This is a genomic window from Pandoraea pulmonicola, from assembly GCF_000815105.2.
Classification (GTDB): Bacteria; Pseudomonadota; Gammaproteobacteria; order Burkholderiales; family Burkholderiaceae; genus Pandoraea; species Pandoraea pulmonicola.
The window spans coordinates 3022729-3048929 of sequence record NZ_CP010310.2; the positions used below are offsets into that span (position 1 = coordinate 3022729).

Annotated in this window: 20 protein-coding genes; 7 read left to right on the plus strand and 13 right to left on the minus strand. The window is 65.1% G+C overall.

Annotated elements, in window-relative coordinates; genetic code table 11:
• Positions 1-64: 64 nt before the first annotated feature.
• Together RO07_RS13075 and RO07_RS13080 are read right to left on the minus strand one after the other, a co-directional pair.
• Positions 65-901 carry a transporter substrate-binding domain-containing protein gene (locus tag RO07_RS13075; RefSeq protein WP_039411236.1) on the minus strand — a complete coding sequence of 279 codons (837 nt, stop codon included), beginning with the start codon at positions 899-901 and terminating at the stop codon, positions 65-67.
• Between the two features lie 223 nt (positions 902-1124).
• Entirely contained in the window at positions 1125-2042 is a 918-nt protein-coding gene (locus tag RO07_RS13080) for a LysR substrate-binding domain-containing protein (RefSeq protein WP_039411237.1), read from the minus strand.
• Positions 2043-2148: 106 nt separating this feature from the next.
• On the opposite strand from RO07_RS13080, the gene metC reads away from it, so the two are divergent.
• The 3 genes from metC (at position 2149) to RO07_RS13095 (ending at position 4808) form a co-directional block, all read left to right on the plus strand.
• Complete coding sequence (gene metC, locus RO07_RS13085; RefSeq protein ID WP_039411239.1) at positions 2149-3321, plus strand: cystathionine beta-lyase; 1173 nt, start codon at positions 2149-2151, stop codon at positions 3319-3321.
• Positions 3322-3390: 69 nt separating this feature from the next.
• Entirely contained in the window at positions 3391-4041 is a 651-nt protein-coding gene (locus RO07_RS13090; protein WP_039411241.1) for an amino acid ABC transporter permease, read from the plus strand.
• Entirely contained in the window at positions 4038-4808 is a 771-nt protein-coding gene (locus RO07_RS13095) for an amino acid ABC transporter ATP-binding protein (protein ID WP_115089376.1), read from the plus strand. The genes RO07_RS13090 and RO07_RS13095 overlap by 4 nt, the downstream gene beginning before the upstream one ends.
• Before the next feature lie 65 nt (positions 4809-4873).
• Here the strand turns inward: RO07_RS13095 and RO07_RS13100 are convergent, their stop codons facing one another.
• The 4 genes from RO07_RS13100 to RO07_RS13115 all read right to left on the minus strand — a co-directional run bounded on the left by RO07_RS13100 (position 4874) and on the right by RO07_RS13115 (position 9239).
• A complete protein-coding gene (locus tag RO07_RS13100) occupies positions 4874-5959 on the minus strand; it encodes a porin (protein WP_052267273.1) in 1086 nt (361 codons plus the stop codon).
• 143 nt (positions 5960-6102) lie between these two features.
• The gene (locus RO07_RS13105) at positions 6103-7113 is read right to left on the minus strand and encodes an aliphatic sulfonate ABC transporter substrate-binding protein (protein ID WP_052267274.1); all 1011 of its coding nucleotides are present in this window, start codon (positions 7111-7113) and stop codon (positions 6103-6105) included.
• Between the two features lie 44 nt (positions 7114-7157).
• Positions 7158-8297 carry an LLM class flavin-dependent oxidoreductase gene (locus tag RO07_RS13110; RefSeq protein ID WP_039411243.1) on the minus strand — a complete coding sequence of 380 codons (1140 nt, stop codon included), beginning with the start codon at positions 8295-8297 and terminating at the stop codon, positions 7158-7160.
• 30 nt (positions 8298-8327) lie between these two features.
• Positions 8328-9239, minus strand: coding sequence for an ABC transporter substrate-binding protein (locus RO07_RS13115; protein WP_052267275.1), 912 nt, complete (start codon positions 9237-9239; stop codon positions 8328-8330).
• 227 nt (positions 9240-9466) lie between these two features.
• Between RO07_RS13115 and RO07_RS13120 the strand changes: the two genes are divergently transcribed.
• Positions 9467-10165 (plus strand): XRE family transcriptional regulator, encoded by a 699-nt coding sequence (locus RO07_RS13120; RefSeq protein WP_052267276.1) that lies wholly within the window; start codon positions 9467-9469, stop codon positions 10163-10165.
• An 18-nt stretch (positions 10166-10183) separates the two neighbouring features.
• On the opposite strand, the gene RO07_RS13125 is transcribed toward RO07_RS13120, so the two are convergent.
• From RO07_RS13125 to RO07_RS13140, 4 genes are all read right to left on the minus strand, one after another.
• Positions 10184-11746, minus strand: a complete 1563-nt coding sequence (locus RO07_RS13125; protein WP_039411245.1) for an MFS transporter — start codon at positions 11744-11746, stop codon at positions 10184-10186.
• Complete coding sequence (locus RO07_RS13130) at positions 11743-12264, minus strand: MerR family transcriptional regulator (RefSeq protein ID WP_039411247.1); 522 nt, start codon at positions 12262-12264, stop codon at positions 11743-11745. The genes RO07_RS13125 and RO07_RS13130 overlap by 4 nt, the downstream gene beginning before the upstream one ends.
• A 117-nt stretch (positions 12265-12381) precedes the next feature.
• Positions 12382-14121: an ATP-binding cassette domain-containing protein gene (locus RO07_RS13135; protein ID WP_084072598.1), complete on the minus strand. Its 1740-nt coding sequence runs from the start codon at positions 14119-14121 to the stop codon at positions 12382-12384.
• 140 nt (positions 14122-14261) lie between these two features.
• Positions 14262-17486: a TrbL/VirB6 family protein gene (locus tag RO07_RS13140; RefSeq protein ID WP_115089141.1), complete on the minus strand. Its 3225-nt coding sequence runs from the start codon at positions 17484-17486 to the stop codon at positions 14262-14264.
• Positions 17487-17758: 272 nt separating this feature from the next.
• Here RO07_RS13140 and chrA point away from each other — a divergent pair, with 272 nt between their 5' ends.
• Positions 17759-18988: a chromate efflux transporter gene (chrA, locus tag RO07_RS13145; protein WP_039411252.1), complete on the plus strand. Its 1230-nt coding sequence runs from the start codon at positions 17759-17761 to the stop codon at positions 18986-18988.
• 23 nt (positions 18989-19011) lie between these two features.
• On the opposite strand, the gene RO07_RS13150 is transcribed toward chrA, so the two are convergent.
• Positions 19012-21687: a penicillin acylase family protein gene (locus tag RO07_RS13150; protein WP_237171247.1), complete on the minus strand. Its 2676-nt coding sequence runs from the start codon at positions 21685-21687 to the stop codon at positions 19012-19014.
• Positions 21688-21867: 180 nt separating this feature from the next.
• Here RO07_RS13150 and RO07_RS13155 point away from each other — a divergent pair, with 180 nt between their 5' ends.
• Complete coding sequence (locus RO07_RS13155; protein WP_039411253.1) at positions 21868-22899, plus strand: MerR family transcriptional regulator; 1032 nt, start codon at positions 21868-21870, stop codon at positions 22897-22899.
• Between the two features lie 48 nt (positions 22900-22947).
• Here RO07_RS13155 and epsC read toward each other — a convergent pair whose 3' ends face one another.
• Together epsC and pdxR are read right to left on the minus strand one after the other, a co-directional pair.
• Positions 22948-23889, minus strand: a complete 942-nt coding sequence (epsC, locus tag RO07_RS13160) for a serine O-acetyltransferase EpsC (protein WP_039411255.1) — start codon at positions 23887-23889, stop codon at positions 22948-22950.
• 287 nt (positions 23890-24176) lie between these two features.
• Positions 24177-25619 (minus strand): MocR-like pyridoxine biosynthesis transcription factor PdxR, encoded by a 1443-nt coding sequence (pdxR, locus tag RO07_RS13165; protein WP_039411257.1) that lies wholly within the window; start codon positions 25617-25619, stop codon positions 24177-24179.
• Positions 25620-25756: 137 nt separating this feature from the next.
• On the opposite strand from pdxR, the gene RO07_RS13170 reads away from it, so the two are divergent.
• Complete coding sequence (locus RO07_RS13170) at positions 25757-26188, plus strand: carboxymuconolactone decarboxylase family protein (protein WP_039411259.1); 432 nt, start codon at positions 25757-25759, stop codon at positions 26186-26188.
• Positions 26189-26201 lie beyond the last annotated feature (13 nt).

Consider the following 26201-nt stretch of genomic DNA (forward strand, 5'->3'; position numbering starts at 1 on the left):
CGCGGCGCCTGAACATTCGAACTGTGGAAACGGCGGAAGCTGCGGAAGCTGCGAAGGAGAAGGCTTACTGCTGCTTGAGCGCTTCCTTGATGTCGGCAATCATGTCGTAGTCGGCGCCGACCCATTTGCGCGCGAGGCGGTCGATGGTGCCGTCGGCGAGCATGTCGGCCACCGCCTTGTTGACGGCCGCCTTCAGCGGTTGCTGGCCCTTGACCATGCCGGCGGCGGACAGCTGGTACGTGAGCGGCTTGCCGACCTCCTTGATCGGCACCTTGTTCACCGTGGCGTACTTCATGCCGCCGAAGTGGGAGCTGATGACGGCATCGAGACGACCGTTGCCCATGTCGTTGAACAGGAAACCGCCGTTGTCGTAAGTGCGGATGTCCGAATCCTTGAGATTGGCCCGCGCCCAGGTTTCGTTGCTGGAGCCGGTCGTGACGCCCACGCGCTTGCCTTTCAGGTCCGGCTTGTCCTTGATGTCGCGGTTCGTGTTGAGCACGAAGATCCGGAACTCCTCCACGCCATACGGCGCCGAGAAGTCGATCTGCTTCTCGCGCTCGGCGGTCGGCGTCAGGTCGTTCATGACGAGATCGTATTTGCCGACCTTCAGCCCATCGACGAAATTCTTATAGCTGTCGGCAATAAACACGACCTTGGGCACGCCGATGCGCCGCGCCACTTCCTTGGCCACCTCGACGTCGTAGCCCGACGCCTGCAACTTGTCGTCGAGCAGACTCCACGGCGGACTGCTCTGCGTGTTGGCCACGCGAATCACCCCGGTTGTCCGGGCGTGCGCCAGAATGTCGGCCGGAACGGTCTGCGCGCCGGCGGCAACCGGATACGCCGCGCAGAAAAAGGCGGCGGCGCCGGCGATGCGGCACAGGATGGCTTGTAGTGTCATGGTTCCCTCGTCGATACGGAATGGTCAGAAGATGGACGCATTCTGCAAGGCCAAAAGTCGCCCCACAATCACGGCGGATTTCTTGCTCGATAAGCAGCACTTATAGTTTTGAGTCCGCGCTTATCGTTGATGGTGCATCGCCGCACCAATGTGGATCGACTCGCTACGCCGTTTTTCGCTTCGTTTGTGCGCGTCGCACAAAATGGCGCGGCGCACCATCCCGTCACACGCCTTCGAGAATCTGACGCATCGCGTTCATGTCCGATTCCATCTGGATGCGCATCACACGAAGCAATTCCTTCGCATTTTCCGACAAGGGGATGCCGGGCCGGAACACCAGCAACGCGGTGAAGTTCACCGCATTCTCCATCGGCTTGAGCTTCAGGCCTCGCGTGACGTAGTCCAGCGCGAGAATGGGGTGTGCCATCCCCATGCCGACGCCGCGCAGCGCGAATTCACACACGGAGTTCGAGTATGGCGTCTCGAGAATCGGCCGGAGAATCTTGCCCTCGAGCATCAACGACTGCTCCAGGCGCCGCCGGGTGGCGTCCTCGGGATTCAGGGCGATGAACGGGTGCGCCAGGAGATCCTCCGCCGAGATCGTCGGTTTGTTCGCCAGCGGATGGCTATCGTTCATGACGATCACGCCCGGCACGCTCATGAACTGCGAGTGCTCGAGGCCGGACACGGACAGTTCGTCGGCCATCAGTCCGAAGTCGAGCTGACCGGCGCTGACCTGCTGATGGACCTCACGCGAGCTCATGATCTGAAAGGACATCTGCACGCGGCGCGCCTCCAGGCCGAAGGCGGCAATCGCACGCGGCATGAAACCCGTGCCCAGCGCCGGGAATGAAGCCACGGCCAGTCTGCCCAGGCCGAACGACCGAAGGCTGCGAATGCGGTGCTCGATCATCTCGAACCCCGCGAAACACCGATCGACCTCCTCGATGAGCGCGAGCGCCTCCTGTGTCGGCACCAGCCGTCCCCGGGTGCGCTCGAACAACCGCAATTCCGACGACGCCTCGAGCTTGCGAATCGACTGACTTACCGCTGGCTGGGAGACATTCAACAGCGCGGCCGCCTTGCTGGTCGTTCCCGCGCGCATGACGGCGCGGAAAACCTGAATGTCACGCATGTCCATATATAACCTGTACTTATAGAGTTAATGCGGCCCGCTGTTGATGGCCCAGAGGGCTTTATCGATACTTTGATCCGCTGCTTCTTTTTTACATTAACAAATTATCGATATGAGCACGAATAAAGCGCCGCAGGCGAATCAGCCACCCCAACCGTTCGGTAGCCTGTCCCCCGCTGTGATGCGCGCCTCCACGGTCGTCTTCGATACGCTGGAGGACTTCGTCGCCCGCAAGAGCCGTCAGCCGGACGGTTTCAGCTACGGTGTGACGGGCACGCCGACGGCACGCCTGCTGGAGCAGCGCATCGCGGCGCTGGAGGACGGTCGCCATTGCATCGTCGCGCCTTCCGGCGCCGCCGCGTTGATGACGGTGTTGATGGGGTTTGTCACGGGCGGCGACCATCTGCTGATCTCGGCGGCTTGCTACGGCACGCTCAAGTCGTTTGCGCAGAAATGGCTCGCGCGCATGGACGTCGAAGTCGAGCTGTATTCGCCACGCGCCAGCGCAGAGATCGCCGCGCTGATCCGGCCGAACACGAAGATGATCTGCATGGAGTCGCCGGGCACGATCACCATGGAAATGCAGGACATTCCGGCGATCGCCCGGGTCGCGCGTCAGCACGGCGTGCTGACCATGGTCGACAACACCTGGGCCAGTCCGCTGGGTTTTCGGCCGCTGCAGCACGGCGTGGATTTCAGCGTCGAAGCCGCAACCAAGTACTTCAGCGGCCACTCCGACGTGCTCATGGGCGCCATCAGCATGAACGGCGCCGAGCACTACGGCATCCTGCGCGAGACGCAGAGCATTCTCGGCCAGCAGGTCAGCCCGGAAGACTGCTTTCTCGTGCTGCGCGGCATGGAGACGCTGAATCTGCGTGTGGCTGCGCAGAGCGAATCCACCTTGCGCATTGCGACGCGCCTCGCGCAGCACCCGCTGGTCGACCGCGTGCTCTACCCACCACTGCCCTCCGACCCGGGCCACGCGATCTGGAAGCGCGACTACAAGACCAACGGCTGCCTCTTCTCGCTGATCCTGAAGCCCGCGCCCGAGCCCGCGTTCAACGCCTTTTTCGACGCGCTCGAGCATTTCGTCATCGGCGCCAGTTGGGGCGGCGTTCATAGTCTGGCGGCATACTACCCCGCCAGCTTGCAGTCCGAGCGGGCGTTCCCCGCCACCGATCAACCGGTCATTCGGATGTCCATCGGCCTGGAGGACACCGATCTGCTGCTGCAGGATATCGAGCGGGCCTTGGCGGCTTACGGCGCGGCGACGCCGACACGCTGACCGACCGGAAGATCATGAGGTTTTGCACCCGGCAAACGGCCGGTCGCCATCGAAAGTCGAGGGGAGACAATGTTCGATCTGTTTATGAGAGCGCTGCCGCTGCTGGAAAAGGCGGTGCTCGTGACGCTGGGGCTGGGCTTCGGCGCGTTTGTGCTCGGTTCGGTGTTGGGGATGCTGGTGGCGCTTGCCCGCATCTCCACGATAAAACCGCTTCGCTGGCTGGCATTCGCCTATGTATCGGTGTTTCGCGGCACGCCGCTGCTCATCCAGATGCTGCTGATCTACTTCGGCTTGCCGAACTACGGCATCACGATCGACCCGATTCCGGCCGCCCTGCTCGCGCTCACGCTCTTTGCCGCCGCGTACCTGAGCGAGAATTTCCGCTCGGGCATCACGGCCGTGGACAAGGGGCAATGGGAAGCGGCATGGGCGATGGGGATGAGCTATCGCAAAACGCTCTCGCGCGTGATCCTGCCGCAGGCGCTGCGCATCGCGATCCCACCCGTCGGCAGCCGCCTCATCGCGTTGATGAAGGACACGTCGCTGGCATCGACGGTCACGGTCGTGGAACTCACTCGCGTGGCCGACCAGATCGGCGCCACCACGTTCCGCTACATGGAGATGTTCCTGATCGTCGGTTCCATGTACTGGCTCATCAACCAAGTCCTGACGCTGCTGCAAACGTGGCTCGAAGCGAAACTCGCGAGGCGCTATCAATGAAGAATCTGTCGCAATGCACGGTGAAGGTGACGGGCCTCGCCAAAGCCTTTGGCGCCAACCAGGTCCTGAAGCGGGTCAATCTCGAAGTCGCCAAGGGCGAAGTCGTGGTCATCATGGGGCCGTCCGGCTCCGGCAAGACCACGTTCATTCGCTCGCTGAATCTGCTGGAGATGCCAGACCACGGCACGATCGAGATTTGCGGCATCGTGCTGTCGGAGCCCGCCACAGCGAGCGCTTCCGACGTTCGCCGCAAGACGCAACAGATCCGGCTGAAGACCGCGATGGTCTTCCAGTCGTTCAATCTCTTTCCTCACATGACAGCCCTGGAGAACGTCATCGAAGGGCTGATCACGGTACGGCGCGTGCCCAGGGCACAGGCGCGCGAGCGCGGGCTGACGTTGCTCCGCAAGGTCGGACTGCAGGACAAGGCGGACGCCTATCCCGGCAAGCTCTCCGGTGGCCAGAAGCAGCGCGTCGCCATCGCGCGGGCGCTCGCGATGGAGCCGGAGGTCATCCTCTTCGACGAACCGACGTCCGCCCTCGACCCGGAGCTGCGCGACGACGTGCTGGGCGTCATGCGCGAGCTCGCGGAGGACGGCATGACGATGCTCGTCGTCACGCATGAGACAAAATTCGCCCGCGACGTGGCCGATCGCATCGTCTTCATGGAAGGTGGACACGTGATCGAGGACGCCCCGCCGGAGCAGTTCTTCGGTGCGCACGCGAGCGAACGTTGCAGGCAGTTTCTGGGGCGGCTGGACGAGTAGACGAAACGCCGAACGGCCAGCAGGCACGACGTCTTTCGTGCCTGCCATCGGCCTGCCGACGCTCGTCAGAACCGATGCTGGACACCGATCTGGACGCCCTGTGCGTCGGCGCCGGGATATGCCACCGCCACGCCCGGCGTTGTCGAACCGGCCAGTGCATAGGACGCATTCCCCTTGTTGATCAACACGGCGCCGCTCGCATACAGCCATGTACGCTTGGAGAGCCAGTACGCGTACATCAGCCCCAGGTGGTCGGCGTTGCGTGCCGCCGGCGTACGGTCGTCGAGGTGGGAATAGACGAGCGCGAGCGAGGAAGCGGGACTGAAGCGATACGCTCCCGAAACGGTGTAGACGTTCTTGTCCACGGAGCTGTCGCTTTGTTGCGCGTGGTGAAAGCCCGCGAAGAGCCGCACCGTGCCGAAGTCGTAGGAGCCGCCGCCGAAGAACGCCTTGAGCGTGCTCGCGTTGGTCGCGCTGTCGACCGACTGGAATCCGACGGCGAGATCCACCGGGCCGCGGATATAGGACGCCGTCAGATGGTAGTTGTTGATGCCGCTGCGCGGCGTAGTCGTGCTGTCGCGCAGTCCAAGCATCGCCTGTGCCGAGAAGCCGGCAATATCGGGCGTGCCGTAGTAGATGGCGTTGCTCGCCCGTACCGACAGCGTTGCGAGGCTATTCAACCCGGACGCAATCGTCGACGCCCCGGTCGCGTCGAACTTCCCCTCCAGCGGCACATACAGCGGCGAGTTCTGGCGGCCGAAACGCAGCTCCCCCCAACGCCCTGACGCTCCCACCCACGCCTGTCGGTTGAAGATCGCGGTGGAATCGCTGGCCGTGCCGCTGTTGAGGTTGAAGCCGTTCTCGAGGGTGAAGTTGATCCGGTTTCCGCCGCCGATGTCCTCCGAACCTTTCAGCCCGAAGCGTGACCCGGTCTGTGCGCCGGACAGCATGCGGTAGGTGCTCTGGCTGCCGGAGTGCGACCAGTCGAGCGAGAGGTCGAGCAGGCCATAGAGCGTGACGCTCGAGGCCTGCGCCCGCGCTGCACTGGGCAAGACAGCCCAAGCGGCGATGGCGAGTGCGAAAAGCGTGGTGCGGACGGGCGAGGCAGGCCTCGCCGGCGGTTGTGCGAGCGTGTGGTTGTGCGTTGTCATGTAGGGTTCGCCGATCGATGTCGGCTTGTGCGAGTGAAAGACCGCCCCGATACGGCCGGCAATGTCCGAACGACGCCCGAAGGCGCCGCCCGGGGGTGCCGGGACGGCGAGAGAAATGGACTCGGTGTGAGAGTGCGTGCCGATCAGTCGTTGATCGTGGTGACGTGGGCGCGAACGTCAGGCAACGCCGGGATGATTCGGTTATCGACGTACCAGTGCGCAACGCGTTCGATGCGCGCGGCGTCGTCGGGCAGAACCGCGCGTAACGGCGAGACGTTGTTCTCCCCGAGCCTTTCGGCCAGCGCGGGCGGAAGATTGAGCTCCGTCGCCCAGATGCGGCCGGCCTCGCGGGGATGCGCCGCCGTCCAGGCATTCTCTTCACGCAACACGCGCAAGACTGTCCTCACGACGTCAGGATGGGCCTTGAGGTAGTCCTGGCGGACGAAATACCCGATCGCGTTGTCCGAACCGATGGCCGCGCCGTCTGCCAGGACACGCGCGTTGTAGCGGCTCTGCGCGATGGAGAGAAACGGGTCCCATGTCGCCCAGGCATCCACACCACCACCGACAAACGCGCCGCCGGTGTCGCTCGGAGACAGGTAGCGACGTTTCACGGCGTCGGCCGAAATGCCATTCTTCACCAGCGCGCGCACCAACAGGTACTCGCCGGTGCCGCCCTTGTTGACCGCCACCTGCTTGCCAACGAGGTCCGCGAGCGAACGAATGGAAGAGTCGCGCGGCACGACGATCGCCTCGTTGCGCGGCGTCATCGGCTGATAGCCGAAGATGACCATCGGTACACCCGCCGCGATCGAGGTGACGAACGAGGTGGAACTGCCGCTCGTGAGGTCCACGGCGTTGGCGTTGAGCGCTTCGAAGGCGGGCGCCGCGGCGGGGAACGGCCCGGCCCACACGACCTTCACGCCCTGCCCTGCCAATGCCTTGTCCAGCGTCCCCTTCGCCTTTGCGAGCGTGAGATCGGACGTGCCCTTGAGATAGGCGATGCGCAGCGTGATGGTTGTGGGGCGCGATTGCGCGCTCGTCGGCGCCGACGCGGCCGTCAACACAAAGGTCGCGACCGCGAACACGGCGGCGAGCGTCAGGCGGCCCCCCGCGCGCCGGACGGATCGGCGAAGGTTGTCAAAGAGGTTCATGCAATATCCTGGTCGAGTGGAACGAGACGGACGTGCGCTGCGGTTCAGGACTGCGCGGGCGCCGTGAGTGTGGACAGGTCGCGGTCGAACAGCGTCGACCATGTGAAGGTCTTCTCGGTCACCTCGCGACGGCGCACCGGCAGGTGCGGCAGCACTTGCTCGGCAAAGCGATACGACTCTTCCAGCAACGGCATGCCCGAGAGGATGAATGTCTCGATGCCGCGCGACGCATAATCGTTGAGCGTGCGAATCACGGTTTCGGGCGAGCCGACGATCGCCGTGCCGGGGCCCGGGCGCACCAGGCCGAGACCCGACCACAGGTTCGGCGCAATTTCCAGGTCGCGGGCGCGCGCGGGACGTTTGCCTTGGTGCAAGGCGCTCATGCGTCGCTGCCCCACCGAGTCGCTCCCTCCCACGAAGCGTTGATTCGCGGCAATCGCATCGTCGTCCATCAAACTCAGCAGGCGGTCGGCTTCGGCCCAGGCGGCCTCGTCCGTGTCACGCAGAATCACGTACAGACGAACGCCGTGCGACAGACTCCGGCCGTAATGCGCCGCGCGGGCATTGACGTGCTTGACCCGTTGTTCGATCTCGTCCGGCGTCTCTCCCCACGACAGATAGGTGTCGACGTGCTTGGCAGCGACTTCGATCGCCGGTTCGGACGACCCACCGAACCACAACGGCGGCATCGGAATGGACTTGCCCGCCGGCAAGGCCAGCTTCGCCCCTTCCACGCTGAAGTACTTGCCTTCGTACGTGAGCGTTTCACCCGCGAAGAGACGCTTGAAGATCGTCAGATATTCGTCAGCCATCAGATACCGTTCGTCGTGCGGGATCTTCATGCCGTACGCGCCGAGCATCTTCGCGTCGCCCGATACGACATTGAGCAGCAGCCGGCCCTTGGAAAACTCCTGGAACGTGGCCGCCATCTTGGCGAGCAGCGTCGGCTGGACCAGCCCCGGATGGATCGCCAGCAGGAAGTTCATGTCGTCGGTGTGCGGCAGGAGCGAGCCGCCCATCACCCACACGTCATGCGCGCCCGTGGCAAAGAGCGCTCCGGTAAAACCGAGATGGTCGTAGCCGCGGGCCAATTGCTGGAGATAGCGGTAGTTGATCGGGCGTGCGCCCTCCGTCGTCCAGGGGGCATGCCCGTCGGGCGCCGTGAGATACCAGTAAACGTTCATTGCGAAATCCGAAAAATCAACTGAAGAAGTTCAATGCGCGAGTGCGCCGGGCGAGAAGCGAAGCGGCACATGCGGCGCCGCTTGACGAAGGTCGAGCGCGCGCGCCAGGTCTCCATGCCGGTGGAGCAGGTCGGCCTCGCGTTGTTGTTCGTCATAGAACGCCGCGTCGCAAGCAAGCAGTTGCCAGTCACGGGCGGCCAACGAGGCCCGCCATGCGGCGGCGTTCGCGTCGGCAATGCCCGCCGAGGCAAGACGATCGGCGTACGGCGTGGGGACGGCCGCCACGTCCTGACCCAGCGCCGCCAAGGCCGAGAACAAGGCGCCCAATGCGCCGGCGTGTTGGGCGACTGCATCGCGATGCGCCCAGAACACGGAGCGATTGGGGACATACGCACCGATCTCGGTCAGCACTTGCCACTCGGCATGCGCCCGGGCCCGCTCGAGCCACGGCGCCATGGCGATCCACGCCTCCACCCTTCCCTCCTGCAAGGCGCGAAAGGCATCGACGGGCGCGAGTTCCACACGCTCGACATCGCGCAACGTCAATCCTTCGCGCTCGAGCACAGCCGCCAGAAACGAGGTGTGGAAGGAGCCGTCGAGCAAGGCGACACGGCGGCCCGCCAGACCCGCGACGCCGGTGGGACCGGTCACGGCTCGAACCACAAGCGCCCCATTCGCGCCGCGCGGCGCGGAGGCTGCAACGTAGGCGAGCGGTACGCCGGCATGCTGTGCAAGCAAGGGCGGCGTGGAACCCGTGCCGCCCACGTCGATGACGCGCTCCGCCACCAGACGGCCCGTATCGCGACCTTCGCGGTACGGCACGAACTGAATCAGTGGCGCACCCTCCGGCGAAAGAAGCGCCGACGGCCAGCGATCGGGCCATGTCAGCGCTGCCAGCTGCAGATGCAGATTGTTGGGATGGACCCCGACGCGCAACGTCATCGCGGGCCTCGTCGGTATCGTGCGCCTTGGCGCGCCGGACGCAAGTGCATTCGTTCTCTCCTTCGTCATCCTGACGTGCTGCCGCATCGTCATTGCGTTATCATCACAAATCACAAATTCGCTATTGGGTGATTTTATTGCCTCATAGCGAATATTCTTAATGATATTTTTCACTATGGTTATCGTTGCGGCGGGATTTCAACTGGCCGCTATGGCGGGAGACGCGCATGGCAAAAGCGGGCAAGGCAGCGGTCGAGGAAAGCGGTGTCGGAAGTTCGGGACATGGGGCGGACGATGACTTCATCGCCCGGTTGCGCGTTCTGGTATCGCGCGCCGGGAACGCGAGCGCCCTGGTTCGCCAGGCGGGCATTTCGCCGAGCGGCTTTCAGAAGTACCTGAGCGGCGCGGAGCCATCGCGACGCGTGCTCATCGCGTTATCGGAAGCCGGCGGCGTGACGCTCGAATGGTTGATGACGGGACGCGGTCCGATGGAGGTGGCCATTCGCGACGCCTGGCCGGAGAACCATCTGACGCTTCTGCCGCTATATCGGGCTGGCGATACCGACTGCCCCGTCCCGGAGGCGTCACCGGAGAAGCTCGTGCAATTGGCGTTCTGTCAGGAATGGCTGGCACGCCATGGATTCGATCCCGCGTACCTGGCCACGATGCGCGTCGAAGGCAACGCCATGGCGCCGACGTTTCGCGCGGGAGATACCTTGGTGGTGGATCGCCAGAGCGCGAACGTCGCCGACGGCGAGGTCTATGTGCTTCGCGACGGCACCGACCTGCTCATCAAACGATTGCAGCGGCAGTTGGGTGGCATGGTGTCGCTGACTTCGGACAACGCGCAGTACGCCCCCATACAGGCGCCGTTGGAGAGTCTCGATATCGTCGGGCGCGTGATCTGGCGCGGCGCGTTGTTGTAAGCGGCGCTCGCGCGCGTCTCAGTCGATCTGCTTCTGAATGAAGGCGCACAGCGCACCGACGAGCGACACGCCGATGATCACGGAAAAGCCGTCGAGCGCGCCGAGGAAGCTTGCCTGTTGCATGACCATGGTGTGAATCGTGGACAACGCGAGCGCGCTTGCCTGCTGTGCGGCATATCCCATCGCCTCGTAGCCGTGCACCAGCTTGCCGAAGGTGTCCTGAAAGATCGGGTTGAACGGATTGACCGATTCCGCGAGGCGCGTCTCGTGCACCGCCACGCGGTGCTGCTGCAGGATGATCATCGTCGCCGTGGCGAACGAATACGTCAGTTGCTTGACGATGTTCTTGAAGCGATAGCCGTGGTGGAATTCCTCCACGGCGAAAATCCGGAACGTGACGTTGGCGACCGGCAACGCGATCGTCAGCAGAAGCAGCCCACGCAGGATCAGCGGAAAAACCAACCATGGCATGCTGACGTCCGGCGGCATGCAGGTCATCCACAGGCCGATCAGCGCAGCCATCAGGAATCCGGGCACGATCAGCCACTTCTTGTGTGCCAGCCGCCCCGCATACCGGAAGTACGCGACGGCCCCGACGATCGACACGAGCGAAGTGAGCCCGACAAGCCGCCCCGCGTTCTCCACCGGGTAGTGCAGTCCGCCTTCGAGCAGCCGGGAGACGAGAAAGCCCATCGAATTGCTGACGTAGTAGAACGCGATGTAGAGCATGATCCCGGCCTGAAACGTCTTCTCGCGAAGCGCGTGCAGGCGCAGCAACGGACGTGGATGATGCCATTGCTGCCAGACGAAGCCGCCGAGCGCCACCATCCCCGCCCCCGCCAGAAAGATCAGTTCCGGCGATGAGCCGAGCAGCTCGAAGCGCACCTGCTGCATGGCGATCTGCAACGCGCCCTGGGCGAAAGCGAACAGGATGTAAGGCCAGAAATGCGCTTCGCCGCGATGCTCGTGCAGCACGCGCCCGGTCGACGGCACGACGAGAATCGTGAAGACCCCGAGCGCCACGCCGCCGAAGCCCGTCGCCACGAATAGCGCACGCCAGCCGAAATACCCGATCAGGTAACCGCCGGCGAGCGGTGCCAGCGCGCTGCCGACCAGAATCATCAGCAGGAACACGCGCACGGCGACCGCGCGCCGCTGCGGGGCGATTTTCGTTTGGATCAGGATGCGGCAGGCGCTCATCATCGGGCCGATGAAGTAGCCCTGGAAACCACGCGCGATGGCGAGCTCGATCGACGATTCGCTCAGCGCGGCGGCAACCGCCCCCGCGGCGAACAGAAGCAGGCTGCCGCCCACGTAGCGTCGATAGCCCAGACGCTCCACCCACCACTGCTGTTGCAGAATGCCCAGCACCGATGCCACGGCGTACGCGCTCGACGACCACACGAGTTCATCCGGAGATGCGTTGATTCCGCCGGCGATATAGCTCGTGAAGAATGCAAATCCGGCGTTGTCGAAATAGTCGAGACCGGTGCCAAGCGCAATGGCCCAGGGAAAGAAGTCGTCCTTGAAACGCATCAACAACGAACGCGACGGCCCCTGCGCCGGTGCAGCGACAGTCATTTGGCCGCCGCCTTTTGTGGACGGCCCTGGCTGGCGCGCCAGGCCGCCGCACGTTCACGCCGCTCGCGCAGCAGTTCGTCCCTCGGCTCGCCGGCAATGCGGCGACGGATGTACTCGAGGTCATAGGCGAGTTCGTCGCGCACGGCCTGTGCCTCGCGCATCTCGCGCTTGACTGCCTGAATTCTCGCGTCGACCGCGTCGACTTGCCGCGCCAACGATTTCTCGATTTCACGCAGCGACGCCTGCGACACGACTGTCCCCGACGCATTCGCCGACTCGATCGGCTTTTGCAGAATCTCGGCGATCGTCTGGAGCGAGAATCCGAGCGAGCGCATGCGCAGAATACGCGCAAACTTCTCCAGATCCTGCTCGGTGTAAAGTCGATAACGCCCATCGCTCCGATCGGGCGAGATCAGCCCCTTCTCCTCGTAGTACTTGAGCGTGCGCGGTGTCACGTTGAGACGTTCCGCCGCGTCGCGCACCGTAACGTATCCGGATTCACTGCTGGACGAAGACATGGCATCCACTGGGTGAGACGACAACAGGGGAATCATAGCACAACCTGTACGTACACGTTCATGTTTGGATGAACGTACCCCGTTCATCGACACGGATCGGGTGCTAGCGCGCGACGCCTAGGTGCGCCGGGCCAGCACTTCGTCGCGCGGGCCCGCATCGACCACACGACCGGCCTCCATCACGACGATGGTGTCAAAACGTTCCAACAGGCTCGGGCGATGGACGGACGCCACGATGCACGCCGTCGGAAAGGCTTCGTACATCCGGTCGAAGACGCGCGCCTCCGCCTGCGGATCGAGAGCGCTGGTCGGCTCGTCGAGCAGGAGTAGCGAACTGCCCCGCGCCGCCAACGCGCCCCGCGCCAACGCCAGCCGCTGCCGCTGACCGCCGGAGAAGTTGCTGCCTCGCTCGTTGACCGCACTGTCGAGTCCATCGGGAAGCTGGCGCAGCACGTCGTCGAATACGCCGGCATGCACGGCCGCCTGCAACGCCAGGGTGTCCGCCGGCTCGCCAAACGTCAGGTTCTCTTCCACGCTGGCCTCGAACACATCCGCTTCCTGGGGAATGAGGGTCGCGAGCGTGCGCAGCGTTGCCCAGTCGGTGCGGGCGTCGTCGCGCAGGAGGTCTCCCTGCTGTGGCAGGTACAGGCCGGCGAGCACACGCAGCAACGTGCTCTTGCCGCCACCGCTCGGGCCGACGAGCGCCACCCGCTCGCCACGACGGAGCACGAGATCCACCCCGTGCAGCCCACCGCGCGCGTCGTCGGCATAGCACCACGACACGCTGCGCAGAGCGAGCGTCCGCCAGGCGGCGCCGGGGACGATGGACGGCACGCTGGCGTCGGGGTCTCCGGGGGCGTGCCAGATCGGCTCGGCGCTGCCGTAGTCGGTATGCATGCGCGCGAAGCTCTGGAAGTTCGACGCCATCGCACCCACGACCGTCGCGGCCTGCTGCGCGTACTGATAGATCATGAACACCGTGCCGAGCAGCACGGCTTGCCCAGGCTGGCGCGACTGCAGCACGTACACCACGACGAGAATCCACGTGAGTCCCATGCCGAGCAGATCGACGGCGAACCACCTCCCTTCGTTGATGATGACGGCACGGCGCAGCGGCACCATCACCGCATCCATCCGGCGGCCGAGCACCTTGCGCGAGGCCGCCTGAAGGCGCAGCCCGATCACCGTGCCGGCGTTGCCGACGAAGTCGAGCAAGGCGGCCGCGTAGCGGCGCTCCGCGTCGTTCTCCGCGCGGGCGAGCGGCATGAGCGTGCGATCGAAGCGCAGGATGATGATGGCGATGACCACATAGCCTGTCACCGCGATGACGCCGCTCGTGCGCGAGAGCAGCGCAAGCGCGACGATCGGCCCGACGAAGCTGAACGCGCTCTGCAGATATCCGAACTGGTTCTGCGCGAAATCCGACAGCGCCCGGCTGGACTGCACCACTCGATGCTGCAATTCGCCCGAATGCCGCCCGTCGCGCCACGCGAGGGGCGCGGCGGCAATGCGCGCGTAGAGCTGATCGGCCAGCCGCTCGCGCACGCGCACACCGACGTTGCGCTCCAGGATCCGGCCCGGACCGTGCAGCAGCCACGACAACAGATAGACGCCGACCAGGTAGAGGATCCAGCGTCCGGCCGTCGCCATGTCGCCCTGCTGAAGCGCGTTGATCGCCTGAGCGGCAAACCACGGCATGGTCAGGCGCAGCAACTGGGCCGCCGAGAGGAGTGCCGCGGCGCCGAGCAGTTGGCGCCGCACGCCGTGCGCATGACGCCACAGCGCCCGGTAGAGATCGCGCGCGGCGTTGCCGAGCCCGATGGCGGGCTTGCGCGAGGGGGATTCGGACGCCGTCATGCGCTCGTCGCTCCTGTGTCGTGAGGCACATCGACTGCCGCGGCGAACCGCGGCATATGTGCGTGGATGTGTCGGAATTCCCGAGATTGCCGGGATTGCCGGGATTGCTGTCAAGACCGGTCAATATAGGGGAAATTCCGTCAGACGTCGCGCCGTGGCGCTGGCGTGGCGTTCGGCAACGTGGGGCGATCGTGCGGTGCGGGGGCGATGTAGTGGAAGCGCAACGCCGCATCGGGATAGCGATACGGCACCATGGCCAGGTTGACCGCACAGGAGTCGCAGAACGGCAGACGCGAACACAGCAAGATCGACTGGATGACGTTCTCGCCCGCCGGATGTTCCGCGTAAATCTGCGCCAGTATCATCCGTTCGGTATCGAGCGTGCGATCCTGCGCGCGGCCCGCCGCGGCCTGATAGGTTGGCAGATCGGCATCGGCCATCGCGAGGCGAAGTTCGGGCGGCTCCGTGGGCAACGCGTCCGATGCAGCGCCCGGATTGCTCAGTCGTTGCGTGACGACGCTGTCGGTGCGCCGCGCGTAGGCCTGTCCGGCGTCGACCACGCGCACGCCAGACGCGTTTGTGCGCAGTACTCTCTGCTGGAGTCCGGAGCGGCAGTAATAGAGCGTTTGCGTCCCGTCGGCGAGCGTGACCTGGGCGACCGCCAGATTGCCGTTGCCGGCGATCGCCCGCATCGGATCCTGCACGCTGCGCGCGGCACGCGGCGTGCCGTTGACCAATTCGCCCAGCCCCTCCAGTTCGGGGAACAATGTTTCAAAGAGGCCGAGCACCTCGCGCGTCGTCTCCACGTCCGACACGAACGGCAATTGAGACCAGACCGCGAGCGGTGCCGGTCGAGAGACGAAATCTCTGGCAATGGCATTGATGAACGCTTCGCGCTGTGCGGGATATTGCTGCCAGCGCGCCCACAACCGGTTGAACATCGGCAGTAGCGTGGCGTCGATCTCCAGCGCGGCGGCGGACCCGGATGCGTTCGAGACGGCCGGTTGGCGACGCGCGTTCACGCGGACTTCGATAGCGCGTGTGAGGGCGGCGACCGCATCGCGCGCCTCGACCACGGACAGCTCGATATCCTCCAGCCCGCGCCACACCTCGGCCGGCGAAGGCGCACGCTCCCAGCTGTGCAGATATAGCTGCAATAACGTACGCGTTTCGCCATGAGCGATCATCGGTAACACGATCGCATTTTCCGCCGCGGCACGGTGGCGCTGCGCCATGCGGTACTCGCGAATGTCGCGATGCTCCGCCCGGCGATACGACAGGCGCACGGGCGCGGATGAAGTCGTTGCGCCGGATGGCGGCGTGAAGCGGTAATACGTGTCGGGCGCGAGACGCACGACGCCGTACAGGGCGCCATGCCGGTCTCGGTACGTTCCGAAGGGTGCGGCAAGCGTCATGTCGCCCAGCGTCAGGCTCACTCGTCGCCCGGCGACCGGTCCGTCCGTCGTGGCTTGCTCGTAATAGTTCAGTTCGCCGTCGAGCTCGGGCGGATAGGCGGAGCGCGGCACCCTGGGGGCATCCGCCGGGACGTGAGGCACGCCGTGCTCGTCGAAGCGCCCCAACCGCCCGAAGGCGAAGAACGCCCGATGCCCCTGCGCATCGTCGAATGGCCGCGCATACACCGCCAAACGCAGGCGCACCAGCGGCGAGGCCTCGACGGGTTGATGCTGCGCGACGGTCGCGCCCTGTTCGGTGACGGCGACTTCCCCGTCGCGCTCGGTATGGCATTCCAGACACATGCCGTCTATGTCGGTCCCGGGCCCGCGCGAGATTCGGCAAAGCGACGAGGGCCCCGTGGCGTGACGGATGTCTTCGAGCGGGCGAAGGTCCGACGCGTGTCTGCGCGTGCGGGCGACCGTGATGCCGTACAGGACGCCGTCGATGTCGAACACCTGCACGCCGTTCTGCGTGAGATCGGGACGATATTCAACGAAGACGTCCGGCGGCAGCGACCATTGGACGCCGCGGCCCAACGCACTGCTGAACGACTCGCGCCCATAAACCGTGGCGACGGAATCTTCGGCCTGGCGTTCGGGCGCCGCCGGCCAGAGATGTTGCAACAACGCGATCGCGTCGTCGTGGAAGCGGCCGTCGCGCACGACCGCGGCCAGACACTCCAGGCCGGACAACGCGAGACGGGAGGCCATCGTCCGTCGCACGTCGTGGCCGGCCACCGAGCGCTTTGCTGCGTTGTGCCGGGGGTGGGCCGGGTCGATGTTGCGCAGATCGCCGTCGGTGCCAAGCGTGGCTCGGCGGTCGCGCGGACGGCGCTTGACCATGGTCTCGACGAGTATTTCGGCGACCTCCGCCATGTCCGGCGATTCGAGCACCGTTGTGTCGGGCGACGGCCATCCCGCCGCGACGCTCATCGGCGCCTGCGACCACACGACCCGTATCAAGTCGTCCTCGTCGATGCGGGACTCGATCTCGTCCCATCGCTCGCCCCAGAACACCGGCCCGTATGTCTGCGCCCAGCACCCGGATTCGTAACGGTGACGCGGGCCGCAAGGCCCTACCGGGGTAATCAGCGAGGGAACGTCGCTCGCCAACGAGAGTGCGAATTCCCGCCACTCGCCCCGATCGTCTTCAAGTCGCAGCAGGAGCGCATAGGGCGCGTGACGCACGACCGGCTCGGCGGTTCTCCCCATTGCCACCGGCGGCTCGACGATGATCTTCACCCATGCGGGCACGAGCCGCTCGGCGGACTCGAAAGCGGCGCGCGTCCGGGCATCCGCACTCGCCACCGCTTCGCGGATCATGGCCACGACGACGCGCTGCACGTCTGCCCGATATCTTTCGCGCCCGACTCGCAACGCGTCGTAGCTCTCTTCGGACAAGGACGTTTCGCCCAGGCTGCGTGCGTCCGATGTGCGCCGGCATTGCGTCAATACCGGTCCGCCGAGCGCGTCGTAGGGGCGTGCGCGGAGCAATGCGTGAATGCCGCCGACGGCTGCGGCATGCGGCAACGGTTGCGCGGCGACGGGCGCTGCCCGGCGAACGACGGGGCTCGCGCCGGCTCGCAGGGCCGTCCGAGTCCCGGCAGCAGGACCGCCCGACATGGCGGCCGCGCCGACCGTGCCTGCCACGGTGAGCAGCATGAGTGCGAACGCCGCCCTGGCGGCATCGCTTCCTCCCCTTCCACTATCGCCGGTCGCTCCGGCAGGCAGGTGGCGGTCGCGTGCGCGTCGGGTCGCACGGGTGCGCGAATCGTTCTCCTCCCATCGCGCACGTGCCGTTGCGGCGGAGCGCCAATCGTCGGAGAAGTGCGAACGATGATGCCGGCCATGCGTGGTGTGCGACGTAGGACGATGAGCGTGGTGCGGCGTCAGCCGTTGCAATCGAGTCATCAGGCATTTCTCTCGTGAATATCGGAGGATCGAAACCTACCGCGCCGCCACGCGCGGCAATGTCGGAAACGCGCGATGAACTATCGGACTCGCCGTCACCGGCGCCCCTCCGTGAGAGCTCGCACAGGTCCACAGCAAGCGGAGACATTCCCGATGCTCATGTCACCGATGCGTTTAACGAAGACGAGCCGGGTCTCGCCTGGCAGGCCTTCATGCCGGCGTCACCGGTTCGGCGCTATGCTTCGGGCAATGGCACTCCATCCCTTCTCGCTTTGACTCCGACAAAAAACAACACGGGAACCGCCCCCGGCAGCCACGGCGTGTTCGATGTCTTCGTCGCCTTTCTCAAGCTGGGCCTGACGAGCTTTGGCGGCCCCGTGGCCCACATCGGGTATTTCCGCCGCGAGTTCGTGCAGCGACGTCGCTGGCTCGACGACGCCACGTTCGCCGATCTGGTCGGCCTCTGCCAGTTCCTGCCCGGACCTGCGAGCAGCCAGGCCGGCTTCTCCATCGGACTGCTGCGAGCGGGATGGCTCGGTGGTATTGCGGCGTGGTGCGGCTTCACGCTGCCGTCGGTGTTCCTGCTACTCGCGTTTGCCGTCCTGATGCCGCGCCTCGGCGGACCGATCGGAGACGGCGTGCTGCACGGCCTCAAGCTCGTGGCCGTTGCCGTGGTGGCGCAGGCGGTGTGGGAGATGGCGAGACGGCTTTGCCCCGACACGCGACGCGCCGCCATTGCGCTCGCGGCCATCGTCGCGCTTGCATGGATGACCACGGTCTTCGCGCAACTCGTCGTCATCGGGCTCGGCGCGGCGCTGGGGTACGGCTTGCTCCGCCCGGTCGGCACGGCACCCGCCGCCGCTTCGCCGAGCGGCCCTCCCTTCCCTGTATCGCGCACCGCCGGTGTGCTCGCGCTGCTCGTCTTCTGCGTGTTGCTCGCCGGTTTGCCGATCGTCGCGTCGCTGACGGGGCTTCGGGCCGTTGCGATATTCGACGGTTTTTATCGTTCAGGGGCATTGGTATTTGGCGGCGGCCACGTCGTGCTGCCGCTGCTGCAGGAACAGACGGTCACCACGGGTTGGGTATCGGCGGGCGACTTCCTCGCCGGTTATGGCGCGGCGCAGGCGGTTCCCGGACCGTTGTTCACGTTCGCATCGTTCCTGGGGTGGATGGCTGGCGGCCCGGCACATGCCGGGCTCGGCGCGGCGCTTGCGACCGTCGGCATCTTTCTTCCCGGGTTGCTGCTCGTGATCGCCGCGCTGCCGCATTGGCAGGCACTGCGCCGGCGGCCGGCGACGGCCGCGATGCTCGCCGGCGTGAATGCGGCGGTCGTCGGTATCCTGGCCTCGGCGCTCTACTCCCCCGTGTGGACGAGTGCCGTACACCGCCCCGCCGATTTCGCGGTGGCGGCAGTCGCCTTCGTGCTGCTCACGCGATGGCAAACCCCGCCGCTTGCCGTGGTCGCGCTGTGCGCGATCGCCGGAGCGGCGGGGCTGGTCTGAGACGCCGACAGCGCCGCCGACGGTTACAACCCTTCCGCCGTTCGCTCGATGTGCAGCCGTTCGATCGACTTCGCGGCGCGACTCACTTCCGCAGCGTCGTGCCAGAGCGGCTTGCGTCCGAACGATGTGTACATCTCCACCTGATCGGCATAGTGTGGCGACGGTGTGCCATCGGGCGCCACGAAACCACTCTGCCCCGGCGCGACCACATCGTAGGCCACGACCTTGGCGGACGAGCCTCGCGGGCCGAACACGATCAGGTCGTTCTCCGTGCCGCGGTTCATATATGCCGGCGTACGCACGGCTTCCGCGGCATTCGCCTGCGGCACGCCGAAGAAGTTGTTGGCGCGGAACGTGAGCGGCACCGTCGGCGCACGCCAGCTCGCCATATCCGGACCCAGCTTCGTTTTGAGGATGGCGATGGCGTCGTCGAGCGCGGCGAGGACCACGTCATCCGGGCGCTTGCCCTCGAAGATGTCGAACGTTTGCGGCACCCCGGACCTTTCGCCGCGCAGCGCTTCATAGAGCACCTTGCTGCCGTTGCCGATGTTGAGTGAGCCGGTCGGACCGTCCTGCGGGGCGGCGTAACCGCTTGCCAGGAACCACTTGTCATACGGCGCCGGCACCACTTGTCCGAGCGTGCGCTTGAGCATCGCGCTCAGCCACGCGTCCATGATCGCGGGGCCTGCCGTGTCGTAGTGACCGGTGTGCTGCGGGTCGCGGCTCAGACCATTCCAGGCTGTGAGTTGCGCCGCCACCTGACGGCGTGCGTCCGTGGCTGGCAGGTTCGCCGTGGCGCGTTCGATGAACGGCAGGAAATGCGTGCGGTTGACGTCCACCGCGCTGGTGTCCTTGAGGATCTGCCACATGTCGTCGACGCCGAGCTTGTCGTGCGCTTCGATGCGGCGGTCGATCTCGACCACCCGGTCCGCGCCGCCCCAAAGGAAGGCGAAGAGATCGCTGGCCGGATAGCCCTTCTGCGGCGAGTTGTTCCAGTTGGCGATCCAGCCTTGCTTCGGGTTGTAGACCTTCGGGTTCGTCGAGAACGGCAGCAGGCCCTTCCAGTCCCACTCGCCCGTCCCCGGCACCGGCAGGCGCGGATCGTGACCGGGCTGGCGCGACGGGTAGGCGCCGGTGTGGACGTAGCCGATATTGCCTGCGACATCCGCGTAGTACCAGTTGATGGTCAGTGCGTGACGTGCTGCCTGCGCCGTCCACGACTTCCAGTCCCGGGCCTGCGCCTGATGCGTCCAGGCGAGCAACGACTGCACCTCGAGTCCGTCCCATGCGCGGGCCTTGGCGTAGGCGATGGGCTGCTTCGCATCGCGCTGCATGACGATGCCGTGCACCGTGCGATAGACCTCCTGCACGACTGGCGCCCCGCCCTTCACGCGAATGATCTCCACGCGCTTTTCCATCTCGTGCCATTGCCCCTTGTGGAAATAGCGGTTCGGGTGGGCCGGATCGAGCTTCTCGGCGTAGATGTCGATATCGTCGCCGAAGCCGGCCGTCGAACCCCACGACACCTTGCCGTTGTGGCCGAACAGAATGCATGGATAACCAAACGGCGTATTGCCCACGAGATCGAAGCCTGCGCCGTGCAGGCCGACGCCGTATGTGTAGGCGGGTGCAAACCAGCCGAACTGGGGGCCGTTGAGCATGATGGCGCGCGCGTCGCGCGCCTTTTGCCTGCCGACGATCCACATGTTGCTCGTCGTCGGGAAACCTGCGAGGCCGGGCTGCCCCGATTCCGCGAATTGCGCGAGCATCGTGGCCGCGTTGGCGTCGGCGTCCTGATGGAGCAACGCCCCGTCGCTGCCGCGCGCCAGGCGCGCGAACATCGGCGCCGGGCCAGCGTAGCGGGCAAGCGGTTGCCTCGGCGCTCCGGAGGCCGGGCCGACCTTGACCGGATATGCTCCTTCCGAGGCGGGCACCGTCGACGGCGCGTCGGGATTCACGATCCATTTCAGCTCGTCGAACAGCGCCATGCCCTTTTGCGGGCCGTACTTGTCCTTGAGCGCGGTGACCAGCGCGAGGTTGTCGATTTCGCTGGTGGCGTCGGAGAAACGATTGGCCATCGTGCCGACGAAAACCATCGCGACATCGAATGCATCCCAATTGCCCGGTTGGAAACCGAAGTCGTTGAATGGCTTCGGCATGCGCGTGTGGGGCTGGGCGCGAATCTGTGCAATCCAGGCGTTCATGCCCGCGGCGTAGCCGTCCAGGATGTCGCGCTCGCGCTGCGGCAGCTCGGCCAGTTGACGACGAATCGACGCCGGCCAATAGTTGCCGCGAATCGACCTGTCGAAATCCACGAACTTCTCGCCCAGCACCTCTGCGACGGTGCCTTGCGTGCTGCGCCGGGCCATCTCCATCTGGAAGAGTCGATCCTGCGCGATCGCATAACCGTAGCCGTAGAAGAGCGCGTAGGTCGTCGATGCATAGATGTGAGGCACGCCGAACTCGTCGCGCTTGATCGTCACGTCAACGCGGCCCGGCGACTGGCTCGCCGCCTGTGCGGCGGGTACCGAGCCCGATGCGGCCGCGGCGACCGGCGGCGAAGTCAGCGCGGCGCCCAATGCGATACTCAGCAGCGATGCAGCCACGCTCGCCGAAATCCGACGGTGCCCGAAAGGCTTCTGCGAGATGCCGGCCGATGCCAATGCCATCGCGCGACGCGAGCGAGAATTCACAGTCATCAATGTCTCCGTTATTTTTTCTGGTGGGGAAGCGCATTGAAGCCTAACACGACAAAACCGACCGGTCGGTTAATTAATTCGCCGACCGTTGATATGTTAACTATCTGCACCGGAGAGGTTGACCCGCCCCTTGGGGCCGCCTTGAGGATAGCGTTACAGGCGAACGAAAAGAGGAAAGCGATGAACCGATCCGATAGTGGTCAAGGTGCGTTGAATGCGTCCGATGCGGCGCGTCGATTGGGCGTCTCGGTCAAGGCGTTGCGGCTTTACGAGCAGCAGGGGCTGCTCAGGCCGAGCCGTACTCCAGCGGGTTACCGTGTCTATCGCGAGTTGGAGATGGCGCGCGCGGCCGAAGTCGTTGCGCTGCGCGCGCTCGGTTTGAGCCTGGCGCAGGTGAATCGTGTGCTGAACGGAGAACCACAGGCGTTGGCGGCCGCACTGGCCGAACACGAAGACGCGCTCGATGGTGAGATCCGGGCGCAGATCCGGCGGCTGGAGAGCGTTCGTCGTTTGCGTGCGGAACTGGCGGCGGGACGCATGCCAGCCGAGGGCACGTTGCCTGAACTGATCGGGCGCGCCGGATCGAGCATCGCATTCGATTTGCCGTGGCCATGGGGCGGCGAGCGGTTCGAGTTGCGCGACATCCCTGCCCTGACCTACCTCATCGGGCCCTTGGGGAGCGGAAAGACACGTCTGGCGATGCATCTGGCGAAAGCGCTGCCCAACGCCATCTTCCTCGGACTCGACCGCCTGCAGGCGGGCCGTGCCGACGCGCTTGCGGAGATCGATCGCAAGGCATCGCTGCGTCGGAAAGTCGATCGCGCGATGGGATGGTTGCGCGACGAGGGTGCCAGCGATTCCGAAGCGCTCAGCGTGCTGCTCGGTGCGTTCGAGGCGAATGGCACAGGTGCGGTGGTCGTAGACATGGTCGAGCAGGATCTGCCGCAGCACACCCAGGAGGCCTTGAGTCGCTACTTGCGCCAGCGTGCGAAGACGCTGACGCGACCGCTCTTCCTGATGACTCGCTCGTCATCCATCCTCGATCTGACGGCGGTCGGCGCTGACGAGGCGATAGTGCTCTGTCCCGCGAACCATAGCCCGCCGGTGCGGGTGGCGCCCTACCCCGGCTCACCTGGTTACGAGGCTGTCGCCACGTGCCTCGCGACACCCGACGTGCGGGCGCGGGTGACCGAGCCCCCGCACGCGGCCTGAAGATTGAAAGAAATGCGTGAAAAACGCTGCGTCTTCCACGCCCTGTGTTCAGGCGTCGTAATTGTCGCAACCGGAGACGGGCGGCGAGCCGGCTTCCGTGCGTGAGCGGGCCTGGGTGATGTTGCTGTACGGCGGGACATCCTGCGTGAGCCAGACATTGCCGCCGATGACCGAGCCTTGTCCGATCGTGACGCGGCCGAGGATCGTGGCGCCGGCGTAGATGACCACGTTGTCCTCGACGATCGGGTGGCGCGGGAGGCCCTTGTGGAGATTGCCGTCGTCGTCGGCGGGGAAGCGTTTGGCGCCGAGCGTGACGGCTTGATAGACGCGCACGCGTTGTCCCAGGATGGCGGTTTCGCCGATGACCACGCCGGTACCGTGATCGATGAAGAAGCCGGCCCCGATCTGGGCGCCGGGGTGGATGTCGATGCCTGTATCCGAGTGAGCTTGTTCCGCGATGATGCGCGCGAGCAGGGGCAATTCCAGTCGATAGAGTTCGTGGGCGATGCGATGGTGGATCATCGCGTGGATGCCTGGGTAGCAGATGAGGACTTCGTCGACGCTGCCGGCTGCGGGGTCGCCTTGATAGGCGGCGAGGACATCGGCGTCGAGGAGTTCGCGAATTTCCGGGAGTTTGCTGGCGAACTGCTGGATAGCGGAATGGGCGCGTTCGTCGATGAGGGCGGCGGTGATATCGGCATCGTGGCGGGCTTTGTAGCGCCACTCGAGGCGAGCTTGTTCGGCGAGTCCGTTGAGTGCGCTGGTCAGCGTGTGGCCGACGTAATAGTTTTCGCCTTGCTGATGAAGGTCGAGGGGTCCGAGTCGCATGGGAAAGAGGACGCCCTTGAGTTGCACGATGATGTCGGCGAGTCGTTCACGCGACGGAAGGTCGCGGCCGCCGGATTCGAGCAGGCGTCGTTGGCCGTCGCGCCAGCGCAGGCGGGCCGAATGGAGGGAGGAGACGATATCGTCGATGTCGAATGCGGCCAAGGGAGGGCTCCAAAAAAAGCATAGCGAAGCAGACAACCACCGTCTGCCGGGCAAAAAAGGGGGCATGAATCCGAGCCAATGCGCAAAGCATAACGTTTTTCGAAATCACCTGCCGCGACGTAGTTTCCGGGACAAGTGGGGAGCGTGACCGACCACGCGAGCGGCGCGAGGGTTGAAAGAGAGGGACTGATGGCGTGGAGGGGGACGGACCGGAGCCCCTTTCCGAATCGAGTTGGGTCTATGTCTGAGAGGCGGAAAGGGGCTTCGGTCCGTCTGGGGGGAGGTTTTCAGAGGGCCTGAACCGCAGCCATCAATCGATGACTGAGGGCAAGCGCCGCGGAGGCATCCGGAATGTTGGTGAACCCCATAAGCAGGCCATCCTGCACGGAGCGGCGGGTTTGCCAGCGGCTGACGGCATGGACGGCAAGACCATGGCGATGAGCGGCGTCGGCGAGCGAGGCGTCCCCATGACGTGCGAGGTTGTTGCGCAGGTAGGCGAGCGCCTGGATGCCGCCGGCCTGCGGGTGCACAAAGAGATCGTTTCCGAAGACCTGATCGAGCGCATCGACGAGCCATTGCCGGCGCTGGGCATACAGCGTGCGCATCTTGCGAAGGTGGCGGGCAAAGTGGCCTTGCGCCATGAAGTCGGCGACGGTGGCTTGTACTTGAATCGCGCCTGGGCCTCCGACATGCCCGGCGGCCTCGGTAAAGCGATCGATATGAGCGACGGGCACGACGAGATAGGCCAGGCGCAGTCCTGGAAACAGCGCCTTGCTGAACGTTCCCGTATAGAGCACGCGGCCGTCGCCGTCGAGACTTTTCAGCGCGGGCAAGGGGCGTCCGTGATAGCGGAATTCGCTGTCGTAATCGTCTTCGACGATCCACGCGTCGTGCCGGCCGGCCCATTCGAGCAATTGAAGGCGTCGCGGCAGCGACAGCGTGGCGCCGGTCGGACTCTGATGTGTCGGCGTGACGACGGCGAAGCGGGCGTTGGCGGCGTGGCGGATGCCATGGGCGACATCCAGTCCCTCTTCATCCACTGGAACGGCGACGAGCGACATACCGGCACTGCCTAGAAACTGCCGTGCAAACAGATATCCCGGATCCTCGAACCATCCTTTGTCGCCCGGTTTGAGCAGCGTTCGACGGACCAGATCGAGCGCCCCAAGATAGCCTGCCGTCACAAAGACCTGCGACGGCGTGCAGGCAATGCCGCGCGAGATCCCCAGGTAGGTTGCAATCGCGTGCCGCAGTGGCGCATACCCGGCCGGATCGGGGTACGTCATGGCGGTCGCGTCCATGGCGCGAAGATTCCGACCGGCCAGGCGTACCCAGGTTTTGCGCGGAAAGGCGTCGAGCGCGGGCAATCCCGCTTGAAGCGGTCGCGGCAGGCCGACAGTGATGCGCCCGTCGGGCGACTCCTGGACAGGTGGCTTGAGCGATGGCATCGACGCGACCTCGCTCACCTTTCCCAACTGTGGCGAAACGAACGTACCCGCCGGCCCGCGCGAGGAGAAATACCCTTCGCTGGTGAGCATCTGGTACGCCAGTTCAACCGTGCCCCGCGCCAGATTCAACTCGCTTGCCAGACTGCGCACCGACGGCACCCGGTCGCCGGGCTGCAGCTTTCCCGAGGCGATCGCGTCGCGGTAACGCCGGTACAGTTGCCAGTAAAGCGGTTTGTCACCACCGTCGCCCGGAACGGCGAGCTTCAGATCGGGAAAGTCCACGCGCGATGTCCCATTGATTTTGTCGATTCTTGCATCTGATCACTGGGACATCATTCTCCTAAAGTGGCGAGGTGACGACAAGCACGGGGTATCCCTCCCGGCCACATCCCACTTCCTCGGTATTTCGGAGAACCTGTATGAGCACCCTTCGCCTGCCCTATTTCAAGCTGTCGCCTGAAGCCTATCAAGGGTTCGGGGCCACCAAGACCGCGCTGCAGTCGAGCAGCCTCGGCAAACCGCTGATCGAGCTGGTCTATCTGCGGGTATCGCAAATCAATGGCTGCGCGTTCTGCCTCGAGATGCATGCGAAAGCGCTGCGCGCGGACGGCATGCCCGACTTCAAGATCGATAGCCTCGCCGGATGGCGCGTGAGTTCGCACTACAGCGAGCGCGAACGTGCAGCGCTGGCGTGGACCGAAGCGCTCGTCCATGTCGACCAGACCCACGCGCCCGACGAAGTCTACGAGCCCCTTCGCGCCCATTTCACCGACGCCGAAATCTCCGACCTGAGCTTCGCCATCGCGCTGATGAGCGCGTTCAATCGACTGGCGATCGGAATGCGGCAGTGAACTTTCCGGGCGC